Source organism: Microbulbifer mangrovi (assembly GCF_002009015.1).
GTDB classification, from domain to species: Bacteria; Pseudomonadota; Gammaproteobacteria; order Pseudomonadales; family Cellvibrionaceae; genus Microbulbifer; species Microbulbifer mangrovi.
This window is the reverse complement of record NZ_LZDE01000313.1, coordinates 1-18,609: the sequence shown is the minus strand read 5'-3', so window position 1 is coordinate 18,609 and position 18,609 is coordinate 1. Positions and strand designations below refer to the sequence as shown.

General features: G+C 55.1%; 13 protein-coding genes. 5 read left to right on the top strand and 8 right to left on the bottom strand.

The annotated features are described in order from the left end of the window. Positions 1–54: 54 nt before the first annotated feature. Positions 55–1,071: an aspartate carbamoyltransferase gene (locus tag B4U49_RS10605; RefSeq protein ID WP_078084568.1), complete on the bottom strand. Its 1,017-nt coding sequence runs from the start codon at positions 1,069–1,071 to the stop codon at positions 55–57. A 99-nt stretch (positions 1,072–1,170) separates the two neighbouring features. Continuing rightward, on the bottom strand, positions 1,171–2,622 hold the full coding sequence (gene sbcB, locus B4U49_RS10600; protein ID WP_078084567.1) for an exodeoxyribonuclease I: 1,452 nt from the start codon (positions 2,620–2,622) through the stop codon (positions 1,171–1,173). A gap of 147 nt (positions 2,623–2,769) precedes the next feature. Between sbcB and argS the strand changes: the two genes are divergently transcribed. Further along, the gene (gene argS / locus B4U49_RS10595; protein ID WP_078084566.1) at positions 2,770–4,506 is read left to right on the top strand and encodes an arginine--tRNA ligase; all 1,737 of its coding nucleotides are present in this window, start codon (positions 2,770–2,772) and stop codon (positions 4,504–4,506) included. Positions 4,507–4,519: 13 nt separating this feature from the next. Here the strand turns inward: argS and B4U49_RS10590 are convergent, their stop codons facing one another. After that, complete coding sequence (locus tag B4U49_RS10590; RefSeq protein WP_078084565.1) at positions 4,520–4,768, bottom strand: putative signal transducing protein; 249 nt, start codon at positions 4,766–4,768, stop codon at positions 4,520–4,522. Positions 4,769–5,036: 268 nt separating this feature from the next. Further along, positions 5,037–6,785: a diguanylate cyclase domain-containing protein gene (locus B4U49_RS10585; RefSeq protein WP_158078605.1), complete on the bottom strand. Its 1,749-nt coding sequence runs from the start codon at positions 6,783–6,785 to the stop codon at positions 5,037–5,039. Between the two features lie 521 nt (positions 6,786–7,306). On the opposite strand from B4U49_RS10585, the gene gcvP reads away from it, so the two are divergent. Then, positions 7,307–10,198 (top strand): aminomethyl-transferring glycine dehydrogenase, encoded by a 2,892-nt coding sequence (gene gcvP, locus B4U49_RS10580; protein ID WP_078084563.1) that lies wholly within the window; start codon positions 7,307–7,309, stop codon positions 10,196–10,198. Between the two features lie 68 nt (positions 10,199–10,266). On the opposite strand, the gene B4U49_RS10575 is transcribed toward gcvP, so the two are convergent. The 4 genes from B4U49_RS10575 to purU all read right to left on the bottom strand — a co-directional run bounded on the left by B4U49_RS10575 (position 10,267) and on the right by purU (position 14,915). Continuing rightward, on the bottom strand, positions 10,267–12,093 hold the full coding sequence (locus B4U49_RS10575; RefSeq protein ID WP_143735619.1) for a hypothetical protein: 1,827 nt from the start codon (positions 12,091–12,093) through the stop codon (positions 10,267–10,269). A gap of 676 nt (positions 12,094–12,769) precedes the next feature. Further along, complete coding sequence (locus tag B4U49_RS10570) at positions 12,770–13,504, bottom strand: MHYT domain-containing protein (RefSeq protein ID WP_158078604.1); 735 nt, start codon at positions 13,502–13,504, stop codon at positions 12,770–12,772. Positions 13,505–13,647: 143 nt separating this feature from the next. Then, complete coding sequence (locus tag B4U49_RS10565; protein WP_078084560.1) at positions 13,648–14,055, bottom strand: hypothetical protein; 408 nt, start codon at positions 14,053–14,055, stop codon at positions 13,648–13,650. A 23-nt stretch (positions 14,056–14,078) separates the two neighbouring features. Continuing rightward, positions 14,079–14,915, bottom strand: a complete 837-nt coding sequence (gene purU, locus B4U49_RS10560; protein WP_078084559.1) for a formyltetrahydrofolate deformylase — start codon at positions 14,913–14,915, stop codon at positions 14,079–14,081. 98 nt (positions 14,916–15,013) lie between these two features. Between purU and pepQ the strand changes: the two genes are divergently transcribed. From pepQ to B4U49_RS18860, 3 genes are all read left to right on the top strand, one after another. Then, complete coding sequence (gene pepQ, locus B4U49_RS10555) at positions 15,014–16,318, top strand: Xaa-Pro dipeptidase (RefSeq protein ID WP_078084558.1); 1,305 nt, start codon at positions 15,014–15,016, stop codon at positions 16,316–16,318. 193 nt (positions 16,319–16,511) lie between these two features. Then, a complete protein-coding gene (locus B4U49_RS10550) occupies positions 16,512–17,780 on the top strand; it encodes a hypothetical protein (protein ID WP_078084557.1) in 1,269 nt (422 codons plus the stop codon). Next, on the top strand, positions 17,780–18,609 hold an 830-nt coding region (locus B4U49_RS18860), incomplete at its 3' end, for a hypothetical protein (protein WP_143735618.1). The genes B4U49_RS10550 and B4U49_RS18860, both read left to right, overlap by 1 nt.

Below are 18,609 nucleotides of genomic sequence, written 5' to 3'. Positions count from 1 at the left end.
TGCAAAGATCAAATATGGCGAATTGTGGCGAAGCCCAATTCAGCCAGCGGATGTTTACATCTGGTTGCGGCGAGTCTGCCAGGTAATCGGCCGCGCATACTGGTCAACCTTGTCATCCACCCCCAGCAACATCGCGAATAACGCCATGCGCACCAGCAGGCCGTTGTCGGTCTGTCGGAAAATGGCCAGGCTGGGGTGCTCATTCAAATCCGAATCGAGTTCGTTGGCTTCGGCGCGGGAATCCCGCGGCAGCGGATGCATGATTACCGTGTTGGGTTCCGCGTGGCGGGTAAAGATATCCCGGTTCAGGCGGAAACGGCCGCGGTAGCGGTCGGCGTCGGCCTGGGATTCAAAACGCTCTTCCTGGATACGGGTGGAATAGACGATATCCACATGTTTGATCGACGGCTCAAGCTGATCCGTAATGGTTACCTGGTGTCCTGCCTCACGCAGTTTCTCTACCACCGCCGCCGGCATTGCCAACTCCGCCGGTGACACCAGCACCAGCTGGACGTTTTTGAACAGGCACAGCAGCTTGCACAGGGAATGCACGGTGCGGCCGTGTTTTAAGTCGCCGATCATGGCGATACGGAAGTTATCGAGGGAGCCGCCCTTGCCTTCCAGCTCTTTGCGGATGGTGTACAGGTCCAGCAGCGCCTGGGTCGGGTGTTCATTGGCACCGTCACCGCCATTCACGATGGGCACCCGGCTCGCCGCGGCAAACTCCGCCACGGAACCGGACTGCGGGTGGCGCATACAGATGATATCGGAATATCCGGAAAGGACCCGCGCGGTATCGTACAGGGACTCGCCCTTCGCCAGTGAGCTGGCAGAAACGCCCACCGTCTCGCGCACTGTGCCGCCGAGCAGGTTGAACGCACAGCCAAAGCTCACCCGGGTACGGGTGCTGGGCTCGAAAAACATATTGCCGAGGATTGCGCCCTCGAGAACCCGGGTCACTTTCTCCCGGCGGGCGTAGGGGACCATGGTGTCTGCCACGGCGAAAATGCGGTCGATGTCTCCCCGTTCGAACTGGCTGACGGAAAGGATGTTGGCACCGATAAAGTCCATTGTTTCTCCACTGTTTGCGCCGGGATCGCCGGCTGCTTTACCGGGCGCGTATTCTACGCGGGAGACTGCCCGCGGAACAGAGAGTCTTTGCGTGCCGCGTTATCCCAGCAGAGCGTCAGCCCAGGCTTCCAGCTGATCCAGCAGTGCCGTGCGATCCGGGTACTCTTCCCGCAGTCGCGCGATCTCCTCGAAATAGGACTCCATGGTGATGCTGGCACCGAATGCAGGATCGGTCAGGCGCTGGTAGCGCCACTCCTCCCAGCGCTCGCCCTCCTCCTCGCTGAGCGTCTCGGGGAAATTGCGCGCCCTCAGGCGAAAGAGTAGCTCCGGCAATCGGGAATCGGAAAACGGGATCTCAGCCGCGAGTGCCTGGGGACCGCGGCTCGCAAGCGCGCTGTGCAGTTGACGGCACAGGTCGCGATCGGCGTCATTCATAAAGCCGTCATACAGGCGGGCCTCCACATCCCGGGCGGGGAAATCGCCATCGAGAAAAACCCCGTGCAGCTTCTCGGTCAGGTCCAGGTCCCGCAGGGTCGCCCAGTGCGATTCGCAGGCCGCCTTGTCGATACCCAGCTCGGTGGCACGCTGCTCGGAGAGCATATTCGCCGGCGCGAGTACCGGGCAGCGGTTCATATGGATCAGCTTCAGCCCAACCGGTAACTCCCCCTCCCCCAGTTTGTCGCGGGCGGTGTAGAGACGCTCGCGCAGTGCATCCGCGTCCAGATCAAGTATCGGTTGTGGATCCATGGCGAGGTTCGCACAGATCACGGCATTGCGGTTGACCGGGTGCATTGCCAGTGGCAGCACATAGGTAAGGTGACCGTGACTGGCGGGTACTTTGCCGGAAATATGCAGCAGGGGTTTGCGCTCACGCGGATTGAGTATTTTGGCCACCGCCTGCTTGCGGCGCAGGTTGTACACATAGTCGTAGAGCTTGGGCTGCTTTTCGCGAATCAGGCGCGCCATATCAATGGTGGCATGCACATCGGAAAGCGCATCGTGGGCACCCTCGTGGCTGATGCCATTGGCCGCGGTCAGCTCTTCAAGACGGAATGATGGCACCTTCGTCACAGTCCCGTCCGCACCAGTCACTTCGCGCTCCGGCCACACGATACCCTCGGGGCGCAGGGCGTAAGTCAGGCGCACCATGTCGATGATGTCCCAGCGGCTGTTGCCGGAGCGCCATTCGCGCTCGTAGGGATCCAGCAGGTTTCGGTACAGGGTGTGGCGGGTAACCTCGTCATCAAAACGCAGGCTGTTGTACCCCACCCCACAGGTCCCGGGGGCACCCAGCTCATCAAGGATGCGTCGAATAAACTCGATTTCCGGCAGGCCCTCGGCAAACGCCTTCTGCGGTGCCAGCCCGGTCACCAGCGCAGCCATCGGCTGCGGCAGGCAATCACTGGTGGGCTTGGCGTAGATCATCAGCGGCTCACCGACGATATTGAGGTCTTCATCGGTGCGGATACCGGCAAACTGGGAGGGCTTGTCTGCGCCCGGGTCCACGCCCCAGGTTTCATAGTCGTGCCAGTAAAGTGTGGTGCCGGACATCTCTCCCCCCGATAATTGCCGCAAAAGGCACCATGTTAACCCAGAATCGCGCCGCTCCCCGTGCTGCTTGCAATGCTTAGGGGGCACATTAAAATCCCGCCTTCTTCTATATTGTCCAAGAATCCCAATTCGGATCAGCATTCCTTTATGAATATTCGCCAGCAGCTCAACGACATTTTCCAGACCGCCATGACCGCCGCGGGCATCCCCGCGGACTGCAGCCCGGCGGTGGCCCCGGCCAAGAAGGCGGGCTTTGGTGACTACCAGGCCAACGGCGCCATGGCTGCGGCCAAGAAAGTGGGCACCAACCCCCGCGAGCTGGCAGCGAAGATTGTGGATAACCTGGGCGACCAGCCCATGATCGAAAAAGTGGAGATCGCCGGCCCCGGTTTTATCAACATCCACCTGAGCGAGGACTGGATGGGTAAATCCCTGGCCGACGCCCGTGCCGACGCCCGCCTGAATATCGCCACAATCGCCAATCCCCAGACCGTGGTGCTGGACTACTCCGCCCCCAACCTGGCCAAGGAAATGCACGTGGGCCACCTGCGCTCCACCATCATCGGCGACGCACTGGCGCGCCTGCTGGAATTCCAGGGGCACAAGGTCATCCGCCAGAACCACATGGGCGACTGGGGCACCCAGTTCGGCATGCTGCTGGCGCACCTGTCGGACCAGATCCAGAAGGAAGATGCAGAAGTCGCTCTGGCGGACCTGGAAAAATTCTATCGCGAAGCCAAGATCCGTTTCGACGAAGAGGAAGGCTTCGCCGACCGCGCGCGGGAATACGTGGTGAAGCTGCAGGGCGGCGACCCCGAGTGTCTCAAACTGTGGCAGCGCTTTATCGATATCTCAATCAGCCACAGTGAAGAAATCTACGAAAAGCTGAATGTGACCCTGAAGCGCAGCGACGTCTACGGCGAGAGCCGTTACAACGACGATCTGCCCGTGCTGGTCGAGGAATTGCTCGAGCGCGGTATTGCGGTCGAAGACCAGGGTGCGGTCGTGGTGTTCATCGAAGAGATGGCCGACAAGGAAGGCAATCCCAGCCCGATGATTATCCGCAAAAAGGGCGGCGGGTATCTGTACGCCACCACCGACCTGGCCGGCATCCGCTACCGTGCCAATCAGCTGAAAGCAGATCGCATCGTGATCGTGGTGGACGCGCGCCAGTCCCTGCACCTGAAGCAGGCATTTACCACCGCGCGCAAGGCCGGTTTCCTGCCGGAATCCGTGACTCTGGAGCACTGCGCCTTCGGCACCATGATGGGCGAGGATGGCAAGCCGTTCAAAACCCGCACCGGCGGCACCGTCAAACTGGCGGCACTGCTGGACGAAGCCGTGGAACGCGCCACCGCACTGGTTGCAGAAAAGAACCCGGACCTGAGCCCGGAAGAGCGGGACCTGATCGGACGCGTCGTGGGCATCGGCGCGGTAAAATACGCAGACCTCAGCAAGACCCGCACCAACGATTACGTGTTCAACTGGGACTCGATGCTGGCGTTCGAAGGCAACACCGCGCCCTACCTGCAGTATGCCTATACACGGGTGCGCAGCATTTTCCGTCGCGCCGGTGTAGAGCCATCTGATCTGAAAGGCGACATTATTCTCGGTACCGACGCCGAACGTGCGCTGGCAATCAAGCTGAATCAGTTTGGCGAAGTGCTGGATCAGGTGGCCAAGGACACCTTCCCCCACGTACTGTGTACTTACCTGTACGAGCTGGCGAGCGCCTACATGGGCTTCTATGAAGCCTGTCCGGTACTGAAAGAGGGAGTGAGTGAAGAAGCGAAACAGAGCCGGCTGCAGCTTTGCGATCTGGTTGCGCGCACCCTGGCCACGGGACTGGATCTGCTGGGTATCGAAGTCCTGGAGCAGATGTAATCGCGGTTAGCCTTCAGGCGCTCTCACCCGAGAGTGCCTGCTGTAAAACCTGCTGGGCACTGGCAAGATCCGCGTCGTGGATCAGCCAGAGCTCTGAAGACCAGTCCAGGTTGCCGGGCCCGCCGGGGCCACCCTGCCCTGCAGAATGTACCGGCTCCACCCGGGTCTTCTGGGTCAACACGGAATAACCGGCAGACTCCAGTAGATTTCGCAGATAACTACCGAGAAGTTGGTCGTTGGTGGTGTATATTTTGCTCGCCATTATGCGACTGACTAACCTTTCTTCACCGGGCTTGTGGCCCGGACTGCCCGAATACTGCCGATGCGGCAATCACTTCATCTTCCTATCGCAAGTTCTGTAACGCGGGGGTACACCGGTGCAGAATTTACGCGCAGGATCCTTATAAACATAGATCAAATGCGACGGCTCCGCCGGTGGCGGAAGAAATTTTTCCCCGGGGGGATCGATAAAGTCTCGCGCTGGCAAAGAGCAGTGGAGAGGCTATGAAATGGTGATTAAAGCGGAAAACTCAGCGGGGTTTGGAGGTCACTAGCTCCAGGGGTTTTACCGACCCCTTGCCGGGCAGAGAGTGGTTTGCGGATACCCGCACCTCTTCGGCCTCCGCGCGCAGGTCCGGGGTGTACAGCTGATATTTGTTCTTGCCGTGGCGTTTGGCGTGGTACATGGCGATATCGGCCTTCTGCAGAATGGCCTCCAGGGTCTCCCCTTTTTCATCCACCGCTACCACCCCCACACTCATGGTGACCGTTACTTCGCTGTCCTCGATTTTTACCGGCTGCGCCACGGTATTGAGCAACTTCTCTGCGAGAACCCGGTATGCCTCCGGCTCCTTCAGGTCCCGCACCAGCACGCAGAACTCGTCGCCGCCAAGCCGCGCGACAATGTCGCCACAACGCATAACACTCAACAGCCGGCGGGCAATCACACACAAAAGTTCATCGCCGCCCTGATGACCCAGGGTATCGTTAACCAGCTTGAAATCATCAAGGTCGATAAAGAACAGATAGCCCCGCTCCGGCACCGGTTCCGGCTGGTGCTCGCTCAATTGCAGATGAAATTCCAGTTGCTCGAACAGGCTGTAGCGGTTGTCCAGCCCTGTCAGGCTGTCGTGCATGGCAATCTGTTCCAACTGCGCGGTTTTGCGGGTCACCATGTCATTCATGTCTTCCAGCTGGTCACACACGGTCAGCCCCGTGTTATCCAGCACGTCCAGCTCATCAAACTTGTCCAGGGACTTGAACACCGGACGGATCAGTCGCCGCGCCTCATCAAAGCGGCCATTGGTCAGCAACGGCAGTGCCTGGGCCAGTCGCCGCAGGCGCACAATCGGGCGCCATAGGGTACCTGCCACCGCAGCACTGAAGATCAGCGCCCCCAGTACCGAAAACAGGAAGAGCAGCTTCACGGACTCGTCGATATGCTCTACCTGGTCAGACACATCCTCGATAAACACAAACTGGGCACCCTGCTCATCCACATCCACCCGCATGGTGCGAATATCGAACTCCCGTTCATCCAGCTCGAAAACCCGCAATCGATGCAGCGTGGATACAGATGGCACCTCACCCGCCACCCGGGTTAGTAGCGGCAGAACACGCTCCTGCGATGTCAGCGACAGAACTTCGCGACGCCAGGATGCGAGATACTTGCCACCCGTCTCCACAGGCGCGTCCTTTCGCTCCGCAGACAGGATGGCGATATCCGAACCCGTCATTTCGCGAAAGCGGCGCAACTGGTTTGTCAGCGGGCGGTCCACCTGCAAGACATAATCACCGCCGCGGGCCCGCATCGGCAGCGACAGGCTCTGTACACAGGTGTGCTCACAGTGCACCAGATCCAGCGGCTGCCCGCGCAGGAGCACCTGTTGCACCTGCTCGGGAGTCAGCGCGTTGTGCGGGGAGCCCCAGCTCAACACCGGTTCGCTGCCCGCGTCATATACCTTGAGGGAGTGCAGATCCCAGCTGTGCTGTAGCAACTCCCACTGCCGGGTCATGGCTTTGCGCAGCTCATCCCGCGAAGAGATCCGTCCACGTGGGCTCAGGGCAATCAGTTCCGCCAGCCGCGACAGCTCCTGTCGCGATTCCTCTAGCAGCCCGGAAACCTGGAATTGGAAGTTGAGATGGCGATGCTCGCGGCTCTTGGCCAGCAGGGATTGCAGGCTGCCGTTTCCGAGCAGAATGAAAAACAGACACATCGCCACCACCAGCAGCAGCGAAAAAAGGCAGGCTTTGAAGCGCAGAGTGTTGAGGTTGGCCAAATGCAACACGTAAAAGCCCCGATTCCTTGGGAGTGGATGTCCTGGCGCCATTCTCCATTAGGCGCGCGATACAAGGTCTACCGCACTCGACACCGACTACATTCTTATGTCCAGTCAGTATGGCGCAAATCGTCGAATTCGCAGTTGGGACTGGCGCCACGCAGAATAAAATAACGCCAAACAACTCAAAACAGGATATATGTCACAAATTCGCCGCTCATTCAGCATAGATTTGACCCCAATGAGCGCGAATTGCCCACAATCCCTGCCGTTGCTAAGATGCGCGCCGGCCGGAACCCGCAGTAATATCGGGTCACTATCTGGCCACCAATACTGGCTGGGCAATCAGACTCTGCCACACCAGTATTACCGGATGTCGATTGCACAGACATCCAGCCCCGGCACCGCAGGCCCCCGTCAGGCCGAGCACCTGCCATTGGCCCACTTTGCTATTTTTTACCGGTAGTGATCGACAAGTACTCACCGGCAGCACATTCAGTGTTTACAGGAATCCATCCACCATGACCCAGCCTTCCCTCAAGCAGTTGGAACAGCACGACGCCTTTATCCGCCGCCATATCGGCCCGGATGCTGCGCAGACCCAGGCCATGCTCGACACTCTCGGTGTCGCCACCCTGGACGAACTGATTGAAAAGACCGTTCCCGCCGCCATCCGTAAGTCCGACGACCTGGACCTGGCCGATGCCGTTGATGAACAGGAAGCGCTGGCAGAACTGAAAACCCTGGCGAGCCGCAACAAGATTTTCCGCACCTTTATTGGTATGGGCTACCACGACACCATTACCCCGAACGTGATCCTGCGCAATGTGCTGGAAAACCCGGGTTGGTACACCGCCTATACCCCCTACCAGCCGGAAATCGCCCAGGGCCGCCTGGAAGGCCTGCTGAACTTCCAACAGATGATCATGGACCTGACCGGTATGGAACTGGCTAACGCCTCCATGCTGGACGAAGGCACGGCCGCCGCAGAAGCCATGGCCATGTGCAAGCGCCAGGTAAAGCGCAACAAGTCCAACACCTTCTTTGTGGATGCTGACTGCCACCCGCAGACCATTGCGGTAGTGAAAACCCGCGCCGAGCACTTCGGTTTTGACGTACTGGTAGGAAACCCGGAAACCGAACTGCCGGAAGAGCTGTTCGGTGCCCTGTTCCAGTACCCCGGCTCCACCGGTGTGGTACGCGACCTCACCGACCTGATTGCCAAGGTGCACGATGCCGGTGCACTGGTGACCGTCGCCGCGGACCTGATGAGCCTGGTCGCCCTGAAGGCGCCCGGCGACATGGGAGCGGACGTCGTAGTTGGCTGCAACCAGCGCTTCGGCATCCCCATGGGTTACGGCGGCCCGCACGCCGGTTTCTTCGCCTTCCGCGAAGCTTATAAGCGCTCGGCACCCGGCCGTATTATCGGTGTATCCGTCGACAGCAAGGGCAAGCGCGCCCTGCGTATGGCAATGCAGACCCGCGAGCAGCATATCCGGCGTGAGAAAGCCAACTCCAACATCTGTACCTCCCAGGTACTGCTGGCGGTAATGAGTGCCTTCTACGCGATTTACCACGGTCCAGAAGGCCTGAAGACCATCGCAGCGCGCATCCAGCGCCTGACCGACATTCTGGCGGCCGGCCTTAAGGAAAAAGGCCTGAACCTGACCCACGACAGCTGGTTCGATACCCTGACCGTCTCCGTGGGCGACAAGCAGTCCGCGATTTACGACTGTGCCATCAAGGCAGAAATCAACCTGCGCAAGGTTGGCAGCGACGCGCTGGGCATCAGCCTGAATGAAACCACCAAACTGCAGGACGTATCAGAACTGCTGGATATCTTCGTGGGCGGTGACAACGGCCTGGACCTGGCCAAAATCGACACCGAGCTGACGGCCAAAGGCCCCGCCGGCGTACCCGCTAGCCTGCAGCGCAGCAGCGATTTCCTGACCCACCCGGTATTCAACACGCATCACTCCGAGACCGAGATGCTGCGTTACCTGAAGACCCTGGAGTCCAAGGACATCGCCCTGAACCACAGCATGATCCCGCTGGGTTCCTGCACCATGAAGCTGAACGCCACCGCTGAGATGATCCCGGTGACCTGGCCGGAATTCGGCAAGCTGCACCCGTTTGCCCCGGCCGACCAGGCGCAAGGCTACCGCGAGATGTTTAAGCAGCTGGAGCAGATGCTGGCCGCCTGTACCGGCTACGACGCCGTCAGCCTGCAGCCAAACGCTGGTTCCCAGGGCGAATACGCCGGCCTGGTCGCAATCAAGAAATACCTGGAAGCCAAAGGTGAAGGCCAGCGCGATATCTGCCTGATCCCAGCCTCCGCCCACGGCACCAACCCCGCTTCCGCGATGATGGTCAGCATGAAAGTGGTTGTGGTTGCCTGCGACAACAAGGGCAACGTGGACATCGCCGACCTGAAGGCGAAAGTGGAAGAACATGGCGACCGTATTGCCGCACTGATGGTCACCTACCCGTCCACCCACGGTGTATTCGAGGAAGGTATCCGTGAGATCTGCGAACTTATCCACAACGCCGGTGGCCAGGTGTACATCGACGGTGCCAACATGAACGCCCTGATCGGCGTGGCCGCGCCCGGCAAGTTCGGTGGTGACGTATCCCACCTGAACCTGCACAAGACCTTCTGTATTCCCCACGGTGGCGGTGGCCCCGGTATGGGCCCCATCGCGGTTGGCGAACACCTGAAGCCGTATCTGGCGGGCCACCCAGTGACCGAGGTTCCGGGTAACGATCCGGTCAACGGCACCATCTCCGCCGCGCCGTGGGGCTCTGCGAGCATCCTGCCAATCAGCTGGATGTACATCCGCATGATGGGTAAAAAAGGCATGAAACTGGCCACAGAGACCGCGATCCTGAACGCCAACTACGTAGCCAAGAAGCTGAGCGAGCACTACCCCCTGCTGTACAAAGGCAGCAACGGTTTCATCGCCCACGAGTGTCTGATCGACCTGCGTCCGCTGAAGGAAGTGAGTGGCATCACCGAGGAAGATATCGCCAAGCGCCTGATGGACTTTGGCTTCCATGCGCCAACCATGTCCTTCCCGGTAGCCGGCACCTTGATGATCGAGCCCACCGAATCCGAAGCCCAGGAAGAACTGGATCGTTTCGTCGAAGCCATGGCGACCATTCGCCAGGAAGCGGAAGACGTCGCCAGCGGCAAGTACACCGCGGAAGACAACCCGCTGCACAATGCGCCGCACACCCAGGACGACGTGATGACCGACGAGTGGACTCATGCGTACAGCCGAGAGGTCGCCGGTCGCCCGGCGGCATGGCTGAAGCACCACAAGGTATGGCCCGCTTCCAACCGTATCGACAATGTGTACGGGGATCGGAACCTGATCTGCTCTTGTCCGCCGGTTGAGAGCTATATGGACTAGAGCTTATTATTTCTAACTATAAGGCCAGCAATGCTGGCCTTTTTTAATTGGCAATATTAGTCCTGGCTTCAGTAATTCCGTTCTTCGTACGGTAACTTAGCGTAGCTGTTGGCACTGTAAAGCAATTCGAGTGCCGCTCGCCAAGTAGTCATCTCCAGTTGATAAGATTCTATATGGTTGAAACCCGAATTAGCCTCCACCCCCCTTCTCTTATTAATCAAGTTCCCTTGTGAATCAAACTCATAAAAAATAAGATTTTTCCCACCGTTTGGATCATCAGGGACATCATAAGTGTGATCTTCCGAGTATTTTTCTACCACTTGCCCAGCTTCATTGTAAACGTAGAACACAGAATAACTAGGAAAATCTAAACGAACTCCATTTCCATCTGCAAGTTCATACCAATACTCTTGCTCGAGAAGCCCATTCTCCTGATATTTATATTCTCGTCTGCCACCGACTACCCCATCATCATAATAATCAACATCAAATGCAGTTAAATTCCCAAATCCATCATACTGATACTTAACGCGGATTTTATGTATGTTGATTCTTCCCGTATCCTCATAAAAATATTCCACGAGATTCCCCGAGAAATCGTATTCGCGTACCCAACGTTGAACTCGCACACCATTTGGCGCGTATTGAAATGCCGAATGCCGCTCATCCAAAATCTCTCTGCCCGCATCATCAAATTCCCTGAGACGCGTAAATGCACCACCAGGAACCGCATATTCACGTATTACAGAAATCCGACTATTCGAATGGTACTCAATATCTTGCAGAGGAAAGCTACCGCTAAAAATAAAAACCAACTTTCCTTCGTCATCTAGAGCATATTTGCACCCAGATGGCACATTACCACCGCTATAGAAGTCTTCAGGGTTTAATCGGCAAACAGATATATTTGAGGAATACTCAAGCACTTCGTCAAACACTCCATCACCATCTTCGTCGCGGCGAACTTGGATAAGGTGACCAGCCAAGTCGTACTCATATTCAGCATAAAATTCATTGATTCCGTCAGCATCTAGATCATCATTGACTGTCAATACTTTGCCAAAATCATTGTACTTGTAAACGGGGCCAAGAAGGTTCTCACCGACATTTCCGTCATAGGAAATATCCGAGGCATGCCTTACCTTATTCCCCGCAGAATCATAAACATAAACATCCACCCTTTCAGGAACACCATCTGCCGCTATATCACTGGAAACATAAACCGGAAGATAAAAATAGCGCGATTCCAAATAGCTTTTATAATAAGCATCCAAAGGCATTCCAGGAGCAGTAATGGATGCAGCATCAATCAAAGATTCAGACTGAGCAAGCTCTCTGAAGTACCGAAATGGAATGTCACTTTCGACAAAAACCTTTAAGTCGCCATCGACATTAAAAACAACATCACGCAACAGCTCAGGAATCTTGGCATGAAAATCAACGCCGTTAGAGATATCTGAATCAATGTCAAAAGCCTCCAAAAGCACGAGAGAATTATGAAGCCGATTGAAATCCAAGCGCTCAGTAGAAGATGAGGGTAGTGAAAATAAAACCTTTAGGTCGTGAAAGGAATTGTAGCTTGCTAGCGATGGAAACAATTGTTCAAAGTTAACTTCACTGTCAGCTAAGATTGGATCCCCTATTAATGTACTTCCCAAATAAAAAGAAATCGTCTCGCCTTCGCGGTAACTAAAAGTACCGTCAGAACTGGTTACACCTGATGCGGTCGCCGTTCTATATTCAATACCATTAATTACTGGCTCCATCAGACGCCCACCTAAAAGTGCGCTAGATGACGCGGGAGGTTCATTGCTTACAGAAGCACTCCCGCCCCCACCGCCACAACCCGACAAGGCAAGCATTCCAATGAAACCACCCCATAGCTTCTTATTCATTGAGATCCCCAAGTTAAGCCATTCCCATTAAGACATACGATCTTTTGAGGAACTACTTGATGAATACATCAACGCGCATCAATCTCCGAAAGTCGAAAACTTGAAGCTACAGAAATGATCTCACATGTCAACAAATCATCTTTAAATTAGCCATTTTGGGGTATACTGTCGCTAAATACCTTCCCTGCATTTACTACGCACTGCGCCATTAAGTTACGGCTCTTCGCGGACAATCACAAAACATCAATTGCGACAGGAGCCAGTTTCCTTCTTATTAGTTCTAGCACGCAATCAAAATTCCGACGCTTTCCGCGCCTAGATCGCCCCAGCTCAGCTACTGCTGCCACGCCATGCCGCTGCGTAAGTTGGGGCTTTCGGTAAAAATGCGGAGAATTTGTAGTACTGCCATTTTCAGCACAAAAGCGGAGCGCTTGGAACCATTCGCTGCAAATTCAGTATGGAATGACTCTTTCAGGCTCGGGTTGGGAACCGTTAGCTCACTGGCACAGCAGAAAAAAACTAAACTGTGAAAATGGTCAGGTAAGTCAAATGAAAACGGTTTGGTCTTTTTCCCTCACTACATCGTTAATTAAAAAGCACGTTACGGTTGCGGTATTTTTTGTATCAGTTTTTTTGGATTTAATTCAGGTTACTGCAACATATTGGCATTGTGCAGTCACAGGGGAATTGCAGGTCGGTTCCGATACCAGTGATTAACACGCAAGGTGAGACCGATAATTGCGATACTGATAGCGAGGGTCGCGATGCTCAAGTGTTCGCTACTCAAGGCCCCGGCAAAACCCGCCTCCGGCATCACTCCGGTATACCGGTAACTGGCGGCCGACATACCTATGTAGTGCATTCCGCACACCGCCACACCCATGATCAGGGCGCTACCCAGCTTCTGCCACACACCGTGCAAATGGAAGGCCATCCATAAAGCCGCGAACGCGGCAACAACAGCAATCACGACAGAGATGATCAGGATATTTAGGTTGTACTCAATCGTGGCCGGCATCAGCATCGCTTCCATGCCCATATAGTGCATGCCGGCAACACCAACCCCCATAAGGATGGAAGTGGGCAGAAGCTTGTCTATAGTAAAACGCCCGGTGCCGGCAATGGCTAACCCACCGCTACAAGCAACTACCGCGACGACTACAGAAATAAAAGTTTTCAACACGTCGTAAGACATTGGCATGTGAGACTTCATAGCCATCATACCAACAAAATGCATCGACCAAATGGCACCGCCACCCATCGCGAGGCCCGCAAACAGAATCGCCCGTAAACGATCCGCCTTGACGACAGCTTCTGAAATTCCACTTACGAGCTGCAGGGCTGCAAACGACCCGAACACAGATATGCAGTAGGAGAGAATAACCAGTGGAATACTGTATTGATCGAACATCATGTGCCCCGCGGAAACACCGCTTATTGAAATTTACTTTCGATAGCCGATGGATACCGACCTGAATTTGCTATTACGCCGCAGACACAGGTTTAGATCACTTCCGGCGGGACATCAATGGAAAGAATAGGTCAGGTTGAAACTCAGAGGCGCTCTGCGGGATCCCTGCATTCACCACGCACTTCACCTCCCAGCTGGGACACCACCCGGTCAATGACAAAATACCCATCCCGGCAAAAGCCGGTTTCCTGCAGTTTGAGCTTCAGTGCATAGTCAAAGTCCCGCTCCTGGGTTCGGCTCCCCGCTGAAGCTCTTGCCATATCCTGTTGCCGCACCATGCCGTTACGCATGTTAGGGCTCTCGGTATAGGGGCCGCGGATCATCGGTGCCGCCATTTCCAGGGAATAGGTAAAACGCTTGGAACCGTTCGCGGAAATCTCGGTATGGAAAGACTCCTTCAGACCCGGGTTGGGCGCCTTGGGTTCGCTGGCACACCCAGACAGGAGTACGGCAGAGGCACACACGGAATTGAAGAACAAACGGCTGAACATCGCTTTCCCCTATTGTTTAAACGCTATTTAAAAACCACGGTGCGGTTGCCATGGATAAAAACCCGCTCTTCCAGCACAAGTTGCAGGGCCCGGCTCAACACCTGCTTTTCCACATCGCGCCCGGCACTGGCCATGGAATCCGCTGAGTAGCCATGATCCACATGAATCACATCCTGCTCAATGATCGGTCCTTCATCCAGATCGTCGGTCACAAAGTGTGCCGTGGCACCGATGATCTTTACCCCGCGCTCAAACGCCTGTTGATAGGGCTTGGCACCGATAAAAGCAGGCAGGAAGGAGTGGTGGATATTGATGATACGTTTTTTGTAATGGGCGACAAATTGCGGGGTCAGCACCCGCATATACTTGGCCAGGATCAGGTAATCCGGTTCGTAGCTGTCGACCAGCTGCATCACCTGCTCTTCGTGCTGGGCCCGCTCCAGACCGTCCGCCGGCACCCAGTGGAAAGGGATATCAAACTTCTCTACCAGTGACTGCAGATTGTTGTGGTTGCCAATCACCGCGGCGATCTCCACATCCAGCGCGCCGGAATAGCACTTCATCAGGATATCGCCGAGACAATGTGCCTCTTTGGTCACCATCAGCACCAGGCGCTTGCGACCGCTGGCGACCAGCTTGCGTTCCGCCCCCTCGGGCAGCGCCAGGTCGAGATCCTCTAGCAGGGTCGTATCGTTGAAGTTGCCCTCCAGGGCGGTGCGCATAAAGAAGCGGCCCTGGGCGCGATCGACGAACTCGTCGTTCTTGGTAATGTTCAGTTGGTGCTTGTAGCAGATGTTGGTGATCTTCGCGATCAGCCCCTTGGCATCCGGGCAATCCGTTAGCAGTATCTTCTTTTCCATGGCCCAAAATCAGACTAATTATTCAGAGTGCCGACTATACACTATGTGCATTCGTGCACCTGCCACGCAGGCCAATTTTTAACCAAACTCGGGGTAATATGGACAAGCAACTCTTCAGTGAACACCTGGCCACCCTGCGCAAACGCTACGACGACATTCTCGAGCAGTGCGGCTTTGAGACCCTGAACGTCTTCAGCGGCGCGCCCTCCGTACAATTTCTGGACGACAACTACTACCCGTTCCGTGTGAACCCCCAGTTCAAGGCACTGGTTCCGGTTACCGATAACCCGCACAGCTGGGTGATCTACCGCCGCGGCCAGAAGCCAAAGCTGCTGTTCTATCGCCCGGTGGACTTCTGGCATTACGTACCGCCCGCGCCCCAGACCTTCTGGAGCGACGAGTACGATATCGAGCTGCTGGCCAAGCCAGACGAGGCCAAGGAATTTCTCATCGGGGAAGACGCTGCCTTTATAGGTGAGACCGCGAAACTGGAAGGCTGGGAAATCGGCGAGCGCAATCCCCAGCACCTGATCGACCGCCTGCACTGGGCGCGCGCCTACAAGACACCCTACGAGTTCGCCTGCCTGCGGGAAGCAAACCGCATCGCGGTACGCGCCCATAAAGCCGCTGAAGACGCCTTCCGCGCGGGTGCCAGCGAGTTTGAAATCAATCTCGCTTACCTGAAAGCCGCCGGCCAGGGCGAAAACACCATGCCCTACGGCAATATTGTGGGCCTGAACGAGCACGGTGCCATCCTGCACTACACGCACTTATCCACAGAAGCCCTGCCGGAAAGTGAGCGTCGCAGTTTCCTGATCGACGCCGGTGCCGACTGCAACGGCTACTGCGCCGACATTACCCGCAGCTACGCCTACCGTGAAGGCGAGTTCGCGGATCTGGTTACGGCGATGCATGAGAAGGAGCAGGAACTGGTCGCGGGCCTGACTCCGGGCGCCTCCTATATCGAGCTGCACCGCGAATGCCACAACAAGATTGGTCAGCTGCTCCAGCAGTTCGGCGTGATCAAGACCTCCCCGGAAAGCGCAGTGGAATCCGGTCTCACCAGTACCTTTATGCCTCACGGCCTCGGCCATTTCCTCGGTCTGCAGGTACACGATGTCGGCGGCCACCAGACCGCGCCGGAAGGCGGCACTACCCCGCCGCCGTCGGAGTTTCCGTTCCTGCGTACCACCCGTACGATCGAGGAAAATCAGGTATTCACCATCGAACCGGGACTCTACTTTATCGAGAGCCTGCTGGCTGACCTGAAAGAATCCCCGCTGGCGGATGAAGTGAACTGGGACAAGGTGGAAAAACTGCGTCCGTTCGGTGGGGTGCGTATCGAGGACAACCTCATCGTACATGCGGACCGTGTGGAAAATATGACCCGGGATTGTTATTGATAGATAACTACTCCCATCCGCCTGCAGGGGAGGCTCCTACTTGGCACGGTGTCCTTGTTGGAGCCTCCCCTGCAGGCGAACCTTGATACACCCATCACTTCGCACACAAGTACCAATTTCGCTCAAATAATAGCCAAACAAATCTCACTTAGATAAGATCAGCTCCAGGGAAATATTCAAATGGAGTTGAAGCATGTTTGCCAACAAAGGCCTCAAGCAAGATGTGATCATTGCCGGAAAATCCGCCGGCAAAAAAGTCAGCATCACCCCGCAAGCGGAACCCGTGTACAAGGAAATCCGCAATCTCGCCAAACAAGGTAACTACTGGGCCCAGATCACTGTCAACGCCCTCCACCAACTCGCTTCTGGCCGCCTCCATCAGGACAATATCTTTATCAAACCCGGTCCTGTGCACCGTGGCGGTGAGGAAGAGTTTGTGATGATTCTGCCGGGCTGTAAGGTTACGGTGGAAAAGCAGTCCAAAGACGTATTCAAGATTGTTTATTTTGAGGCGGATGCTGGATATTCGGAGTTGCAGAAAAAAGGCGATACGGCAGGTATTTATGAAGCCAGCTACACACAGCAAGAAGTGTGGGAGGCTACCAAAAGTAAAAAAGGGAATATTTCTTCCAAAGAAGGTCGGCTCGTTGCTGTGTGCAATTCAGGCTACCGAAACCCGAACAGTGCCGCTAGTTCTGCTGCACCAAAGGTAGCATCTAGCCACTACAGTCCCCAGACTGGCGAAACAGCGCTGCGAAAAACTAAATTTGACCTGCACTATACCCCGGGCGAGAAACAAATCGGCGGCTTAAGAAATTTTAAAGATGCCCGCAATCCAGAAGCAAAACAAGATATACATGAATCGGCTATTCTACTTTCGCGAGCAATGTACCATGCTAGAAAAACTGAAGATGTAAAGTGGATAGCAGAATATGGAGGATCGGCCGTGCTCACACAGGCAATGAGAATTCTAGCTGACCAAGGTATAAAACTGGAAAATCACAGCATATTTCTTTATGAGCCAAAAACCTCTCAAACAGCAATACTAGATGCTGCTCGCGCTATCGACATAAAGATCGGCAGAAATTTGAGTAAAATATCCCCCATTAATCTAGCCGGTGTTTTTGGCCAGCCACCTGCATCAATCAACAGGATTGCTAACGAAGAAGGTTATGGGCTAGGTCGAACTATCGGTGACAGTGTTCAACTGGGGGCATTAATCACTAGCGGGGCTACATTCGCCGGAGCTGTAGCAGGTTATGCAGGGGTAAATATCGGCGTTATCGCTGGGACAGTTGGTGTAGCTGGTGCAACAGCAGTACCTGCTCTAGGAGTATTTTTGAACGCAGTAAGCAAAGCAGCCCCCTACATTAAAGAAGTAAATAAGTTGGCGAAAACGGTTGATACTGCTGCAGAACACTTATCTCCACGCCTGCACAACAAAATTAAGAGTAAATTTTGATGCTGGACTTTATCAAGTACAACCGGCTGGAACTAAGAGAGCATAAAGGGCCCTGCACACCACAGGGCCCCGGATTCAAACGAGCACACAAGTACACCTTTGACCTAATGGGCAGCAAACTTAGTTTTAGAGCACCCAAGCAACTGCATATATTTCGGCCTGGTTCGGAGCAATACACGCCCCGATGGTTCAATGATGAACTTGAAGCCCTACGAACAGGTAATGATCCGACAAAAACTTGGACATCGCGCCTTCTCTTTTTACGTAAATACGCATTTTATGGTCCTTGGTTCACTGGTGAGAAAGCGAACGCAAGCTTCGCTGTATCGGCAATTGCGCCAGAATCCCCTTCCCCTAATTTTAACTTTTTACATCCTAGGGCATTTGAAACTGCTATTTCTGGCTACTTAACTGCGGAGTATGGCCATGACGAATGGGACAGGGGCGAAGCTCGATATACAGGTCCATTAAATTGGAATTCGATTAAAGGGCTGCCCGTTCCGGCTGCACGCCTACTCGTTCAAAATTCAATTGACCGTCATCGTCATTTTTACTTTTTCCTCCCTGTATCACGAAACAGAATTATCACCCTGACTTTTTCTTACAACCAGTGCATAAGCGGAAGCTTTGAGAAAAGGGATGCAGCTATAAATCCCAAACCTATACTTGAGCTAATCGATCAGATTATTGATAGCGTTGAATTTACTCCTTCGACTGAACTTGAGCGGGAGTTAAATGAGATCCGAAAAATCTGTCCAGACCTATCCACCAGCAAAGAGTTCCCACCACTAAAATGGCCGGCAACGGTGGACGAGACGGGTTTGAATAT